At 27.9% G+C, this 15,836-nt stretch carries 16 protein-coding genes; 5 read left to right on the forward strand and 11 right to left on the reverse strand.

Going from position 1 to position 15,836, the window contains the following annotated elements; genetic code table 11:
* Positions 1–36: 36 nt before the first annotated feature.
* The gene (gene ruvA / locus LRB30_RS03970; protein WP_231013926.1) at positions 37–630 is read right to left on the reverse strand and encodes a Holliday junction branch migration protein RuvA; all 594 of its coding nucleotides are present in this window, start codon (positions 628–630) and stop codon (positions 37–39) included.
* 79 nt (positions 631–709) lie between these two features.
* Here ruvA and LRB30_RS03975 point away from each other — a divergent pair, with 79 nt between their 5' ends.
* Complete coding sequence (locus tag LRB30_RS03975) at positions 710–1,849, forward strand: PQQ-dependent sugar dehydrogenase (protein WP_231013925.1); 1,140 nt, start codon at positions 710–712, stop codon at positions 1,847–1,849.
* A 6-nt stretch (positions 1,850–1,855) separates the two neighbouring features.
* Here the strand turns inward: LRB30_RS03975 and LRB30_RS03980 are convergent, their stop codons facing one another.
* A complete protein-coding gene (locus LRB30_RS03980; RefSeq protein WP_231013924.1) occupies positions 1,856–2,587 on the reverse strand; it encodes a YebC/PmpR family DNA-binding transcriptional regulator in 732 nt (243 codons plus the stop codon).
* Entirely contained in the window at positions 2,588–3,493 is a 906-nt protein-coding gene (locus LRB30_RS03985; protein WP_231013923.1) for a bifunctional 5,10-methylenetetrahydrofolate dehydrogenase/5,10-methenyltetrahydrofolate cyclohydrolase, read from the reverse strand.
* Between the two features lie 149 nt (positions 3,494–3,642).
* Between LRB30_RS03985 and LRB30_RS03990 the strand changes: the two genes are divergently transcribed.
* Positions 3,643–4,281, forward strand: a complete 639-nt coding sequence (locus LRB30_RS03990; RefSeq protein WP_231019673.1) for a BB0027 family outer member beta-barrel protein — start codon at positions 3,643–3,645, stop codon at positions 4,279–4,281.
* Positions 4,282–4,288: 7 nt separating this feature from the next.
* Positions 4,289–5,338 carry an outer membrane protein assembly factor BamB gene (gene bamB, locus LRB30_RS03995; protein ID WP_231013920.1) on the forward strand — a complete coding sequence of 350 codons (1,050 nt, stop codon included), beginning with the start codon at positions 4,289–4,291 and terminating at the stop codon, positions 5,336–5,338.
* On the opposite strand, the gene LRB30_RS04000 is transcribed toward bamB, so the two are convergent.
* From LRB30_RS04000 to LRB30_RS04010, 3 genes are read right to left on the reverse strand one after another with little or no spacing between them, the layout of a single operon-like run.
* On the reverse strand, positions 5,324–5,755 hold the full coding sequence (locus tag LRB30_RS04000; RefSeq protein WP_231013918.1) for a DUF188 domain-containing protein: 432 nt from the start codon (positions 5,753–5,755) through the stop codon (positions 5,324–5,326). The two genes, bamB and LRB30_RS04000, sit on opposite strands and share 15 nt — an antisense overlap.
* Entirely contained in the window at positions 5,745–6,380 is a 636-nt protein-coding gene (gene lepB / locus LRB30_RS04005; RefSeq protein WP_231013917.1) for a signal peptidase I, read from the reverse strand. Before lepB ends, LRB30_RS04000 begins: the two co-directional genes overlap by 11 nt.
* A 1-nt stretch (position 6,381) precedes the next feature.
* A complete protein-coding gene (locus LRB30_RS04010; RefSeq protein WP_231013916.1) occupies positions 6,382–7,362 on the reverse strand; it encodes a S26 family signal peptidase in 981 nt (326 codons plus the stop codon).
* Positions 7,363–7,432: 70 nt separating this feature from the next.
* Here LRB30_RS04010 and LRB30_RS04015 point away from each other — a divergent pair, with 70 nt between their 5' ends.
* Complete coding sequence (locus tag LRB30_RS04015; protein ID WP_231013915.1) at positions 7,433–8,908, forward strand: SUMF1/EgtB/PvdO family nonheme iron enzyme; 1,476 nt, start codon at positions 7,433–7,435, stop codon at positions 8,906–8,908.
* 2 nt (positions 8,909–8,910) lie between these two features.
* Positions 8,911–9,363, forward strand: coding sequence for an SsrA-binding protein SmpB (gene smpB, locus LRB30_RS04020; RefSeq protein ID WP_231019685.1), 453 nt, complete (start codon positions 8,911–8,913; stop codon positions 9,361–9,363).
* Positions 9,364–9,432: 69 nt separating this feature from the next.
* On the opposite strand, the gene LRB30_RS04025 is transcribed toward smpB, so the two are convergent.
* From LRB30_RS04025 to LRB30_RS04045, 5 genes are all read right to left on the reverse strand, one after another.
* Positions 9,433–9,972, reverse strand: coding sequence for a P13 family porin (locus tag LRB30_RS04025; RefSeq protein WP_231014586.1), 540 nt, complete (start codon positions 9,970–9,972; stop codon positions 9,433–9,435).
* Positions 9,973–10,039: 67 nt separating this feature from the next.
* Positions 10,040–11,920 (reverse strand): DNA topoisomerase IV subunit A, encoded by a 1,881-nt coding sequence (locus LRB30_RS04030; RefSeq protein WP_231019696.1) that lies wholly within the window; start codon positions 11,918–11,920, stop codon positions 10,040–10,042.
* Position 11,921: 1 nt separating this feature from the next.
* Complete coding sequence (locus LRB30_RS04035) at positions 11,922–13,721, reverse strand: DNA topoisomerase IV subunit B (protein ID WP_231014588.1); 1,800 nt, start codon at positions 13,719–13,721, stop codon at positions 11,922–11,924.
* A 20-nt stretch (positions 13,722–13,741) separates the two neighbouring features.
* The gene (locus LRB30_RS04040; RefSeq protein WP_231014589.1) at positions 13,742–14,479 is read right to left on the reverse strand and encodes a 1-acyl-sn-glycerol-3-phosphate acyltransferase; all 738 of its coding nucleotides are present in this window, start codon (positions 14,477–14,479) and stop codon (positions 13,742–13,744) included.
* An 8-nt stretch (positions 14,480–14,487) separates the two neighbouring features.
* Positions 14,488–15,836 (reverse strand): pallilysin-related adhesin (locus LRB30_RS04045; RefSeq protein ID WP_231019706.1); only part of this gene is annotated, 1,349 nt, incomplete at its 5' end.

A 15,836-nucleotide genomic window follows, 5' to 3' on the forward strand; every position in this document is an offset into this window, starting at 1 on the left:
CTTAAAACCTATTTTATAACCACAAAAAACTAACAATTAATTCGAAATTCTTTTTAAAACCTCCTTAAATAAAAACTGCTCCTTTTCAGAATCTTTTAAATTTGAAAATTCAGCTAAATTGAAAGCCTCTCTAATCTTGCTATTAACAATTTTTCTATCAAATCCCATACTAACAATTGATTCTTCTAATTCTTTAAATCTAAAAAGACTGGTAGATTCAAGCTCACTATTAATCAAAAGCTTGCCTTGAAGATGTAAAAACATTTTACCAGCCATTTTTTTGCCAATGCCTTTGATTTTAGAAACAAGTTCAACATCCTCTCTATCAATAGCCTCCTTAAACTCATTATACCTTATATTGGATAACACTCTTAAAGCGGCTCTTGGGCCTATTCCGCTTACTCCAATAAGCCCTTTAAAGATCTCCCTTTCATCTGAATTTAAAAATCCAAAAAGTTTTAACTCATTTTCTCTCGTATAAAGATAAGTAAATAATTCAACTTTGTCTGACAAATTAAAATTATCAAGGCAAAATGCACTAACTGAAAGTTCAAATTCAAAAACAGTAGTCAGTAAAACTAAACTAGATTCTTTTTTTTCTATAACTTTACCATGAATCTTATTTATCATATAATTAAATTATAAATTATATTACACAGAAACATCCAACAATTTAAAACAAAAGCCTTAAGTATAAAAAGGACACTAAATGAAAAATCAATTTTTAAATAGCTATTTTCAATTACTTACAACTATTTTCTTAATCTCATCTATAACTATGAAAGCAGAAGAAACAACAAGCACACTAAAAGTTCCCAATGGATTTAAAGTCGAATTTTTTTTAAACAATACAATTGAAAAACCTAGAGGAATCACAAGCGATCAAGAAGGAAACATATTCATAGGATCTGGGAGCACTTTTGCATACCTTGTAACAAAAAACAAAAAAATTTATACCATAGCAAAAACCCTACAAAAACCCATTGGTATTGCTTATTGGAATAATAAACTCTATATATCTTCTGTCGATAAAATATATGTAGTTGAAAATGTAAAAGAAGAAATTAATAAAAGCATAAAATCAAATAAAGAATATACATGGAAAATGCAAATTTTTACACTTTTACCAAAAAATAATACCAAAATGCACTCAGGACGCTACATTAAAGTGGATCCTAAAAATAACAAATTAATGGTAAACATAGGATCCCAACACAATGTTAAAATTCCTCCAAAAAAAGAAGCAATAATCCTTAGCATCGATTTAAAAACAAAAAAAGAAGAAATAGTGGCTTTTGGAGTGAGAAACTCAGTTGGGTTTGATTTTCATCCAATTAGCAATGAAATATATTTTAGCGAAAATGGCCAAGACGGATTAGGAGACGACATTCCCCCAGATGAAATAAACGTAATAAACAAATATAAAGAACATTTTGGATTTCCCTATGTGTTTGGGAAAAATCAAAAAAATTACGGTTTTTATAACAAAGCACCCAAAAACACTAAGTTTAGCCCATCTATTTACGAACTTCCCGCACATGTCGCTCCACTTGGAATACACTTTTACCGAGGAAATAACTTTCCAAAAGAATATATAAATAAATTATTCATAGCAGAACACGGCTCATGGAACAGATCTTCTCCTGTTGGCTACAAAATAACAACACTGGACATCGATTCTAAAACCAGAACAGCAAAAAAATATAAGACTTTTTTATATGGGTTTTTAAAGCACAACAACTCTAAATTTGGACGCCCTGTTGATATAATCACATATTATGATGGTTCAATTCTTTTTACAGATGATTTTGGAAATAAAATATACAGAGTTTATTACGAAAAGATTTAAATAAAATCAACTTAATTCTTCTGGAATTTCCAAATTATGAATTACCTCCTGAACATCATCAAAATCTTCAAGCTTTTCAACAAGAAGAATTATTTTTTCTGCTTGCTCTTTGTTTAAAGAAATTTTATTTTCAGGAATTAAAGCTATCTCTGCCACCTCTTCTTTAAATTTAGTTTTTAAAAAAGATAAAACTTTGTCAAAATCTTCAGAACTTGTTATAACTTCTGCCTCATTATTTGAAACTAAAATATCTTCAGCACCAACTTCTAATGCAAATTCCATTATTTCATCCTCAAGATATTTTTCTAAACTGTAAACAATAAGACCCTTTCTGTAAAACATATATGAGACTGACCCTGGAGTACCAAGGGATCCTCCACCTTTTGCAAGAACACTTTTTACATCGCTAAAGGTTCTGTTTTTATTGTCTGTTAAGCACTTAATCATTAAAGCTACCCCGTAAAGAGCATAAGCTTCATAAGTTATTTCAAAATATTCAACCCCTTCATTACTGCCAACACCCTTTTTTATTGCCTTTTCAATATTATCTTTTGGCATATTGGCAACCTTAGCCTTATTAACAGCTACCCTTAGTCTCGGATTAGATTCAATATCCCCACCTCCTATTTTAGCTGCAATAGTTATTTCTCTTATTAGCTTTGTAAAAATTTTATTACGCTTTGCATCAAGAGCACCTTTTTTCCTCTTTATTGTTGACCATTTACTGTGTCCAGACATTTACACCTCCACCAATTTTTCTAACCGATCTAAAATGTCAAACATCTTATTATTAATCAAATGAGCCTTAATTGTATTAAACATTAACATAAGAACCGTAACAGGACCTATTCCCCCCTTAACAGGAGTAATAAATTTAACACACTCTTTAATATTATCAAAATCTGTATCGCCTGAAAGAATTTTTCCGTTATCAGTCTCAATTTCAGAAATACCAATATCAATAACATAAGGCTTTCCGCTCAACATGCTTTTATCTATTAACCTAGGCTTACCAACAGCAGAAATAACAATATCTGCCTGTCTCAAATAAACATCTAAATAAATGCTCTTGCTGTGACAAGTAATAACAGTTGCATCATAAGGTTTTGATGAGAGTAATATTGCAATGGGCCTTCCTACAAGAGGACTTCTACCAACCACAACAACAGTTTTTCCCAATGTTTTTATTCCTTCATCTCGCAAAATCTTTAATACAGCAAGAGCTGTACAAGGAATAAATCCTTTTTTATCGCCCAAAATCATTTTTCCTAAATTAACAAAAGATAAGCCATCAACATCTTTTGAATAAACTATACCATTTAAAATAGAATTTAAATCCATGCCTTTCAAAAGGGGTAATTGAACAATAATTCCATCTGTACTTAAATTTTTATTTTCTCTATCAATTACTTTTAAAATATCGCTTTGAACAGAGTTTGTAGAAAATTTAATTACTTCAACATTCAAGCCAATCTCTTTTGCAACTCGACTTTTAATTGAAACATAAAGCTTGCTTGCAGGATCATCATTTGCCAAAATAACTTTTAATGAAATTTTATCTATCAAGCCATGCTGCTTTAAGAATTCTTTGAGCATTAAATAATACTTATTCGCAAAATCTTTCCCATTAAACACAGTATTCAAAATATGCCCCTTAAACCTAACAATATTACCTTAATATTATACTTAGATTGTTAATATAAGAAAAGCCAAACGACCAAATTTCAAATTGTAATTAAATTTATTTTCAACTATAATAAACAAGGATAATAATTTTAAAAGAATGGAGAATAATGAGAAAGCATCTTTTTATAACGCTAATTACAATCTTGCTAATTGGTGTAAATACAAAAAAAATCACAGCTGCAGTCAATATTGATAGGCATACAAACTCCACTTTGGGTATAGATTTAAGTGTTGGAATTCCTATTTTTTACAACGACTTATCAAAAGCCTATCCTACCAATTTATATCCAGGAGGTATTGGGGCAATAAAATACCAATACCATATTTTAAACAATTTAGCAATTGGACTTGAACTAAGATATATGTTTAACTTTGATATCAACCATTCTTTTAACATATTAAATCCAGATTCAAGTGTAGGTAAAATTTTTTATAGTGTGCCTATTACATTTTCAATAAATTATATATTTGATATAGGAGAATTATTTCAAATTCCAGTCTTCACAAATATAGGGTTTTCTCTTAATACATATGGAGATAGAAATAATAATATTACAAATTTAAGAACTTTTGATGCGCTCCCTACAATCTCTTTTGGATCTGGAATTTTATGGAACTTTAACTATAAATGGGCTTTTGGGGCAACAGCATCTTGGTGGATGATGTTTGAATTTGGGAATTCTGCCAAAATGGCACATTTTGCACTTGTATCATTATCAGTTACAGTAAATGTAAATAAATTGTAGGATAAAAATGAAACAAAAATATGAAAACTATTTTAAAAAAAAAATAATTTTAAACCTATTAATATTTTTACTACTAGCATGCTCAAGCGAATCCATATTTTCCCAATTAGGAAATCTGCAAAAAATAAAACATGAATACAATATTTTGGGCAGTTCAAGTCCAAGAGGAATTTCTCTAGTAGGAGAAACCCTATACATTGCAGCCATGCATTTATTTAAAAAAGAAAACGGCAAGATTGAAAAAATTGATTTGAGCAATTCTTATGAATTTATAAACGACATTGTAAATATATCTGGAAAAACCTATCTTTTGGCGCAAAACAAACAAGAAGAACTAGAAGTTTGCGAGCTAAATGGAAAAGATTGGACATTGAAATTCAAAAAACCACTAAAAGCATATAAATTTTTAAAATCCGTGGGAAGAAATGGCGTAAAAAACGCATATATTTTAGCTATAGACAAAAATAATCATGAAAAAATTTTTGATCTACAAGGAGCTGACAAAACGCCATCACAAGCTACTGAAAATGACAAATTTTATCAAATATCAAATGAAGACAACTTAATTATAGGAAATTCACTTAAAATATGGCAAATAAATAACAATACATACACAAGCATAGACTATCAACAAGCCAAAGAAATAATGCCTATCATTAAAACAAGCATTAGGGGTTCTTCTGAAATTTTAGTAATAACTGGTGGTTATAATAATTTAGATACAAAATTTAAAGTGTACTCAAGTGCAAATAATTACACAACACCAATATTTATTCAAAACGAAGTAGGCAAATTTAGCAGCTACTTTGCAAGAGAATTTAATGATGCAATATTAATCGGAAGTAATAATGGATTTGCAGAATTTACAAAAAATAAAGAAGGGATTTTTGCTTTACAAGCGCCCTCAAAATCCGTAGAACCTGGAGCTTATAACGGATCTCAGCTAAGCAAAACAGGTCTTAATGATATTATTCCTGTATCAAACAACACAATTTACATATTAACTCAGGGTAAAGGTTTGTGGAAGTTGGAAAACAGAAAATTAACTAAAGAATAAAGAATAAAAATTCGTTATAAATTTTTCATATCTAGATTTATTAAAATCTCCATCATAATATTTTTTAATCTTAATTTTCAAATTGAAATTAATCTTAGATCTGAAATATAAATAATTTATATTATTTATATCAAAAATTTGGCCTTCATCATTCATAACTTTAATCCCAAGATCTAAAAGGAGTTTGGCAAAAAAAATATCTCGAGTAATCACAAGACTACGTCTATCTGCTAAATTCAAAATAAATGAATCAACATTGTCTACCACCTCTAAAGCAACATTTTCTGTTTTTTCCAAACTTAAAAACTTATTAGAAACTACAATAAGCTTTGATTTATTGTACAATATAAACTTTTGTAAAAATTTTATTATCTTAAAATTACAAGAATCAGCATCAACAAAAATTTTACTTAACAATCTTATAGTCCACTACCTTAAGAGCCAAAAAAGAAACAATAGCATTTTTATTAATAGGTCCAAATATTCTAGAATCATTTAAAACACTTAAATTGTCATTTAATAAAAAAAATTCATTTTTTTTCAAAGTAAAACATTTAATCACTTCGTCTGTATTAAAAAAATTATTCAATTTGTAATAGCTAACCAAATTACCATTCAAATAAAAAAAATTTGTATCCTTTTTATTTACCAGTACATTCAAACCCCTAACATAAACAGAATCGCCTTGAACAGCCGCTATTCTTGATATTTTATAGCTTGCTCTTTTAAAGATTTTATTTAAAAAAAAGAAATCTTTTATTAAAGTTAACAAAAAATTATTACGTAACCTAAAATCCTCATAAAGAACAATATCATTCATTTTCAAAGGAATAAAAAAAGAAGTTATATGTGTTGCTACAAAAAACAAACTAGCATTTTTTGTTATTGTTGGCAACATCTCATTACTTCTAATCATAAAAATTTGCAAAGCAAACTTTGTAAAAAAAAAATTTAAAATTAAAAATGTTAAAACATATTTTAAAAAAACTTTTCTTTGTTTTTTCCTTAAAAGCCTTTGTTCGAAAGTTAAATATGGGGCCACTTTAAATAAATCCTACTCTAGAAAATGGAAGATATATTATCAAGGTTCTTCCAAGCACTTTATTCTTATTAATTACTCCAAAAAATCGACCATCATGAGAATTATCTCTATTGTCTCCAATTGGTAAAATATATCGATCAGGAACATAAATGCCACAATCTCTTATTATAGCTTTTTCCATATAATAATCAACATAAGGCATAAAAGCAGCTAAATACTTGTATTCCAATCTTTCAAACTCAAACCTATCAATCATTCTAACATCAAAAAAGGAAAAATCGGGAGTTCTACTTAAATTTATATTTAACTGGCTCAGAGCAACAAACATAGCAAAATCACCATAAATTCCATAGTCCTCATTTGCCACAATTTTTTTAATTTTAAAATCTTTATCAACCAAATCCCAATAAGAATCTTCTAAAATAAAATTTTCTTCGCCTTCTCTTCTAATATAAGCTTTGCCGTTATTAAATCTAACAATTTTACCATCTGCAAACGCACCCCTTTTCACAAGAAATCTAACATTAGGATTACCATATTCATCTCTATCAAGATCAATAAAAGATAGTGTTAACATGTAAAGTATTCTTTGAAAGATATCAAAAAAAACGCCCTTGGATTTATACTCCGGATTTTCAAAAATAATAATATCAGATTCTTCTGGGACTTTAAAACCATTAATCTTAAACAAACCCGGTAAAAGCTCGGGACCGTAAGAAAATTTATCTACAAATAAAAAATCCCCTATTTGAAGAGTATTTTCCATTGATCCTGATGGTATTTTATAAGCTTGAACAAAATATTGATTTATTACCAACACAAAAATTGCTGCTGCTACAAAATCAAACAAAAAGTTAAGCAAAAAACCTCGTTTCTTAGCCCTTAATTTGCAAAAATATTTCTTTCTTTTTCTATATGTCAAATATTTCTCAACAATGTGTACCAAAAAAGATGCGAATTTATCCAAACTTCTTAAATACATATCTAACCCTCAAGAATTAAATCATACAAAATATTGACACTTATTTAAATACTTTTCTATACTTTAAAAGATGAAAAATGTTAACGAGAATTCAAATATTGAGCTTTTTGAAGTTAAATTAAAACCAATTCTAGGAATAGCGCCCAAGGTTTACGTATTTCTTACAACAATAATATTGCTTTTAAGTTTGGTATCAATTTTAATAATCATACCTAAGTTTAAAAATCCAGGAGCATACTTAAAAATAAATTCTAATATTGCAAACACTTACATATATTTAAACGAAAAATATATTGGCAAAACTCCATTTAACAAATATGTAAATGCCACCGAAGGAATTATTAGAGCAAAGAGGATGGGATTTAAAACTTACGAACAAAAGATAAAAATTAACAATAAATTTTTTGGAAGCTACAGTTTGCAAATAAATTTAGAACTGGTTGATCCTAAAAAGATCATTAAACAAAGACAAAAAGAGCTCTCTATAATGGTGAAAATAAAAAATATTAATGAAAACACAAAGCTAATTCCTGTTTTTTCATTAATATCTAGTGAACTCAAAGAACATCCCAAATGCATTAAAAAATTTCTAAAAGATTCCATACCTTACTTAAATTCAATAGAAATGTTTAAAGATTTTCTAAATTCATATAAAATTGTATATTCAATAGGCCAAATCAATGGCAATCAAGAAGAAATATGGAACTCTTTGAAAACAAATTTTAATTTAGAAAATAGGGCTATCTTTTGGTTTTTAGAAAATTTAGATAAAGATTTAAAAATGCTAACAAAAAATGAACCTTGGGTTAAAACATTGGCCAAAAGCCTAGACAATGAAAATATTCAATTAATTTCTAAAAATGAAAAAATCAATATAAAATTACCTGGATTTAAAAAAATAAATTCAAATAAAATTGAAAAAATTCAAAATTATGAATTAGATTCATTAGATTTAAAAAATATTTCACTAAGATCTACCTATAGTATAAAAGAATTTCTTATTCAAGAACAAAATGTTACAAAATATGAGTATCAAGATTTTTTAAAAGAAAATCCAAAATGGGCATTAAATAACAAAGAAAATTTAATTAAAGAACAACTTGTAGATGAAAATTATCTTAAAAATTTTAATCAAATAGGCTTAAATGAAGCTATCACAGGAATATCTTATTTCTCAGCAATAGAATACGCCAACTGGTACTCTAAAAAACTTCCCGCAGGATTCAAAGCAAGACTGCCCATATCACAAGAATGGGAACTGTACCAAAAAGAACCAAACGAAAAACCATTAAATATTAATGAAATATCAAAAAAAGTTGGATTTTGGAATTTAATGCAAAATTCATCTTTTAATGATATTGCAATATTCAAAAATGAAAAAAATTTTTATAATGAAAATTCAAATTTTTACTCATTGATAACAGAAATTAGAACATACTCTTATCAAAATAATAATAATTTACTCAATCCATCAACTAAAGCCTCTTTTTTAAAAAATTGGAGTTCTCCAAACATTGGTTTTAGGTTGATTGTATCAAAGGAATAAATTTGAACACAAACACTTTGCTTCTTGAAAACAAAAAAGCAAAATTTAACTACTTTATTGAAGAAAAAATAAGCTGTGGAATAGTGCTAAAAGGAACTGAAGTAAAATCAATAAAGGCAAAAAAATTATCATTTAACAATAGCTTTGCAAGCATAAAAAAAGAAGAATTGTGGCTTGAAAACTTGCATGTATCAAAATATAAAGAAGGAAATATCTTTAATCATGATGAATTAAGACCTAGGAAACTTCTAATCAAAAAAAGAGAATTACAAAAGCTAAAAAAATTTAAAGAAAAAGAGGGATATACTTTAATTCCTATTGGTTTTTATTTAAAAAAATCAATAATTAAAGTAGAAGTTGGAATATGTAAAGGTAAAAAATTGTATGATAAAAGAGAAATACTAAAACAAAAAAGCATAAAAAAAGATCTTAGTAGAGAAATAAAATACAAGTAAAAACTCTTTTAATGACAATGAGCAATCACAATACAGAATTGCAATCACTCATTTTTATAATAAATAAAATTAATAGCTTTTTTTGAAAGATAGTTCAAACCCAAGAGCACTGGCTTGACTCATCGCAACATCAAAACTAGGCTCAAATCCTCCTAAAGCTATATTAAGGCTATTTTTCAGCTTCTTATTATAACTATTAGCAAATGTAAATGGAAGAATAATTTCTGTCAATCTTGTAACAGCCATAGTAACCACACCTGCTAACATAACTCCTTTACCCCAAGTCCATTGAAAATCAGCTTTTTTAGCGCCACCATCAAGAGCTTTGATATCCAAATAAGCTCCTGTAAGTATAAGCCCTATACCAACCGCATCAAATCCAAGAATAAGAGAACCTCCAAGAATATCTCCTTGAGCAAAGGAGCCTATTCCAAACCCTAAGAAAAGGTTCAATAAAAATGGCACAATAGGATCTTGCTTGCTAGTTTCATAAACCAAAAGTTTTTCTCCAGCGTTCATACCAAACGCACCACTCTTAGAATCATTAACTTGAGCAAAGCTAGAAAAAACACAAAAGGCTGCCAAAACAAAAATTAAAAGTTTATTCATAAAAACCCCTTTATTAAAACTGGTACTATGGTAGCATATTAATGAAATTTAAAAAAGGTTTTTAAAATTATTTGAACTTAACTTTTTTCAAATTTTTACTTGAAATTCGCTTCCCAATAGAGCTTCTTGATTTGACCATAAAATTATCAATTTCAATTCTTTTAACAATATCTTTATTTGTTGAAAATTCTACAAATTCGGGATTCAATGAAAAATCTACAAATTCATCATTTTCTCCTAAAAATTCATAAACCTTATCTGTAATAAATTTATCTATTTTAAACCTCTTAACATAATAAAAATTGTCAAGCCTATTAAAATAAATTATTGAAAATATTTGCTCTTTTGAATTATTTATATCATAAACTAAAGCACAGACATTCTTTTTATCTATAAATGTCTTGTCTTCAATATTTTTAAGAACATAACTATTTTCTCTAAAAACTAATATTTTATCATAATAACTAGCATTCCCAATAAATTCACCATCAAAAAGACTTGTCCCTACAAAACCTTCTGCCAAGTTTAAATAAACCTTCATATTCTTTGTAGCTATTTCTTTTACATTTTTTGATTTGATTAAAGAAATTTCGGTCTTTCTTTGATGCTCTTTAGAATACTTTGCAAGTAATAAATCAATAAAATTTATTGAATATCCTCTTATTGAAGAAATATTACTATTTATATTCTTTAATTCTTTATTTAAAATTTTAATATCCTTGAAATTCTTATCAATATCAAATAGACTTATTTTTCTAATTGGAATTTTAAGCAAATTTTCAACATCTTCTTTTAATACTTCCCTTGAAAAAGATTCTTTGTATCTTGAAACCTCTGACAATATTATACTTACAATATTTTCTTCTTTAGAAATTGTTTCAAGAAGTTTATAAATCTTTTTTTCAATAAAAATTTGCTCTAGTGTTTTAGAAAATATTTTTTCAAGAATCTTGCTTTTCTGCAATTCAAGTTCCATTTTTAAAATTTTTTGAAGATGATCAGCATGAAACTTGATAAGATCTTTAATAGTATAAACAACAGGATATCTCTCACTAAGCAACAATAAATTAACAGAAATTGATATCTGACAATTTGTATAATGATACAACTTTTCAATCACTTCACTTGCATAAACACCCCGAGGTAAAGATAGCTCTATAGTCACATTCTCAGCAGTAAAGTCATTAATGCTTGAAACTTTAATATAATTTTTTCTAATTGCTTTCTCGATCGAAGATATCAAGCTCTCAGTAGTCTCACCAAAGGGCAATTCCCTTATTACAATTGTTTTTTCATCTATGGTATCAATTTTAGCTCTAACTAAAACTTTGCCGTTACCATCAGCGTATTCATTAACATCAACTATTCCTCCTGTTGGAAAATCAGGATAAATATCATAACTTTCTCCAAGAAGCTCACTCTTTACTGCATTTAAAATTTCATTAAAATTGTGAGGCAATATTTTAGCTGCCATTCCAACAGCAATCCCCTCACTTCCTTGAATTAAAATAACAGGAATTTTGGCAGGATAAAGCAACGGTTCATTATTCCTTCCATCATAAGAAGATTCATAACTTGTTATCTCCTTGCTATAAAGAACATCAAAAGCCAAAGGGGTTAGTCTACATTCAATATACCTAGAAGCAGAAGCGGGATCGCCTGTAAACAAATTACCAAAATTGCCCTGCTTTTCAATAAATAGATCCTTGTTGGCAATATTAACAAGAGCCTCATAAATTGATGTGTCGCCGTGGGGATGGTATTTCATTGTATTACCAACAACATTTGCAACTTTATGAAAGTTGCCATCATGCATTTCGAAAAGAGAGTGTATAATTCTCCTTTGAACTGGCTTAAACCCATCAACAACACTAGCAATAGCACGATCTTTAATAACATAAGATGAATATTGCAAAAAATTATCTTTAAGTACAGTTCTAATATCCATATTAAATCAAATTCTCCATAATAAAATTTCGCCTCTCAGGAGTGTTTTGCCCCATATAAAAACCCAATTTTTCTTTTATCTCTTTAATATTAAAAAGATCCACCTTTGTTAGCTTAATGCTATTAATATCAATAAAACCTTTAAATTCATTTGGAGAAATTTCCCCAAGACCCTTAAACCTTGTCACTTCATATCCTCCCCTAAGCTCAAGAATGGCTTTTTGCTTTTCTTCCTCAGAATAACAATAGATTGTGATTTTTTTGTTTCTAACCCTAAAAAGAGGAGTTTCTAAAATATACATGTGCCCATTTAAAATTAAATCCTCAAAAAAAGTCAAGAAAAAAGTTAACAACAAATTCCTAATATGAAATCCATCAAAATCTGCATCGGTTGCTATTATAACCTTATTGTATCTTAAATTTTCAATTGATTCTTCAATACCAAGAGCTACCATCATGTTATAAAGCTCTTCATTTTTGTATATTTCAGATTTATTCTTTTCAAACATATTTTGAGGTTTTCCCCTAAGAGAAAATATGGCCTGAGTATAAACATCTCTACAAGACACCATTGAACCTGTTGCAGAATCCCCCTCTGTTAAGAAGATCATGGTTTGTTCTGACTGCTTGCTGCTGTCATTAAAATGAAATTTACAATCCTTAAGTTTAGGGATTTTAAAAGATATTTTTTTTGCTCTCTCTCTTGCCTCTTTTCTTACACTACTTAATTCTTTTCTGAGTCGCTCATTCTCAACTATCTTTTTCTCAATCAATTTTGCAAGTACTTTATCTTTATATAAAATTTCAGAAATTATCTTTTGCACTTCCTTTGCAACATTCCCTCTAGTCTCAATATTTCCAAGCTTATTCTTAGTTTGACTTTCAAATATTGGATCTTTAATTTTAACAGAAAGAGTTGCAACAAGCCCCTCCCTAATATCTGTTGGGGAATACGTTTTTTTAAGAAAATCGTTAATAGCTCTTACAAAGCCCTCTCTAAAACCAGTCTGATGAGTACCCCCATCATTGGTATATTGCCCATTAACAAATGAAAAATAGGTCTCCCCATAATTATTTGTATGGGAAAAAGCAAATTCTAAAGTTTTACTAGAATAGTAAACAATATCATAAAGCAAATCATCACTTTTAATTTCTGAATTCAAAAAATCTAAAAGACCATTTTTAGATTCAAAAATTTGATCATTATAGTTTATTATAAGTCCCTTATTCAAACAAGCATAATGGAAAAATCTTCTTTTGAGAAAATCTTCACTATAAGAATATTTCCCAAATATTTCTGAATCTGCTAAAAACTCAACATAAGTACCATCTTTATCAGAAGATTTTATTTCTCTAGATTCCAATAATTTTCCCTTAGAAAACAAAGCCTCAAAAGATTTACCATTTCTTGTCGATCTTACTAAAAACTTTGAACTTAAGGCATTAACTGCTTTAGTTCCAACCCCATTAAGCCCTACAGAAAATTGAAAAACATCATCATTATACTTGGCTCCAGTATTAATAACTGAAACGCTTTCAATAACTTTTCCAAGAGGAATTCCTCTTCCATAATCCCTAATAGAAATAAGATTATCTTCTTTTTTTATAAAAATTTCATTTCCGCAACCCATAATAAACTCATCAATTGAATTGTCTATTATCTCTTTAATTAAAACATAAATACCATCATCAATATTAGAGCCATCTCCCAAACGTCCAATATACATACCAGATCTTAATCTAATATGCTCAAGAGAAGATAGGGTAATTATTTTACTTTCATCATAATTTTGAGTCTTCATCTAAATCCTTGCTTTATAAATTAAATTTTAATAGTTTCAAGCTTTTTAACTATTTGATCTCTAATAATACTAGTGAGATTCTCTTTTTCATATTCATTTAATTTTAAAACATCTATCAAGGGATGGACATGAATATAAATAGATAGCCCAGAATTAAAAATAATATTTTTAATAAAAAAGTTATTAGTATTATAAAGAGTAACAGGAAGAATTGATGTTCCTGTCTTTAATGCCATCTTAATTGCACCTTTTTTAAAAACCTTAGTATCCCCCCCTCTATTTCTAGTCCCTTCGGGAAAAATTCCAATAGATCTACCCTCTCTCATAACCCTTATTGCCTTAACCTCAGCAGCAGCAGCAGATCTTATACTCTTTCTATTAACAAAAATAACACCCATAACAATCAAAACAATATTCACAAAAGGAACCCTAAGCAGCGTATGTTTTGCCAATATTACAAACGGACAGTCAAAAGTATAAATAAAAATTAAAGGATCCATAGCCGCAATATGATTTCCCATTATTATTACATTGTTTTTTTTAGGAATATTCTCAGAACCCGTAATAATAATTTTAATTCCAGCAAGCCATAAACTAATCTTAATGCAAGCTCGCATCACAATAAAACTAAGTCTAACAACATGCCGTTCAAGTAAGAAAACTTTATAAACCAAGTAAAAGGGAAATAAAAAAAAAATTAAAATCAAAAAAAACAATAACACATTAAAATAAGTTATAATACTTCTTAATATTTTCATAAAAACTATTATCCTATTTTTTCTATCCGCTCAAGCTTTAATTTTTGCCCTTTAACTAAGCTTACATCATCTTTTAAAATTTTAATAGGATTTAAAATGATTGTAGAAAATTTTTGCTTTTGAACAACTCTTTCGTTATACTCAAGAAAAAAAGATTCGACAAGCTTGTAACTACCCATGTCAATCTCATATTCAAGAACAAAATTATTTTTTAAAGGAAAAATATTAAAAATGCCATGATAAATTTTATTCTCATCAATATAAGTTAAATGGGGATAAGAAAAGTCATAAATTTTATCTTTATACACGTAATTTCCATTAGGAATAAAATAAATATCATTGCCTCTTTTTTTAATGTTTAAGACATTCTCATCAAACCTCTTAAATGCACCCGCAAATCCACTATTATCATAAGAATTCGTACTGGTGTCAATTTTGACTTCAATGTTTTCTTTATCCACAATTTTTATCCAAAAGTTGTAAACTATTAAATCTGAAAAAAGAGACTTTGCGCTAACATTAAGAGTGTTGTAAGCAGGTTTTGAAATATATTCAATCTTTGCAACTTCTTGAGAATTTTTTCTAAAAAGATTAATCTCGTTTGATTGCTTTTCAAAAGATAAGAATAAAACTTCCTCAATATCTTTGCCATGCTTTTTATTATAGTCATGTACATCATACCAAACTCCATGCAAAAATTTATAAACTTCATCTTTGCTTAAATTTTTTAAAGTTTTATAAATATTATTATCGATTTTACCAACTTTTTCATTCACAGAAGAAAGATAATATCTACCCTGAACATGAGAATATTCATATTTTTCAATCTTACTAATTATTAAATCTTCCCCCACTTTTTCATATTTTTCTAAAGAAATAGGATAGCTTTCTCTTGATCTATTTTCTTCATAAGCCGAAGATCTTGCATACTTGTTGATAAGAACAGTACCATTAACTTTGTCAAAAAATATAGGTTTATAAGAAGATACATCATTTAAAACAGATTTTTGAAAAACATATAAAACAGATTTATCTTTTAAAAATCCCTGAACAACTATATTAAAATCATAATCACCTGTAATATCTTCAAGATACATGTTATAAGAATTTTTTGGATCAATATCTATTTGAGTTTTAAAAAGAATCTTTCCGACTTTAGCTTTAGGATCAAAACCAATAATAAACAAATACGCATTAAGATTTGAAAAATTTTGGGCTAAAACTACTTGTTCAAAATAAACATCTAAATTTAAATTTTCCTGCTGAACTAAAAGAATTTTATAACCTTTTAAATCTATAATATCCCCAAAAAAATCTTCCATTTTATTAACTTCTAAAACATTGGAATTTGGATTAT

The organism is Borreliella americana (assembly GCF_021043605.1).
GTDB classification, from domain to species: domain Bacteria; phylum Spirochaetota; class Spirochaetia; order Borreliales; family Borreliaceae; genus Borreliella; species Borreliella americana.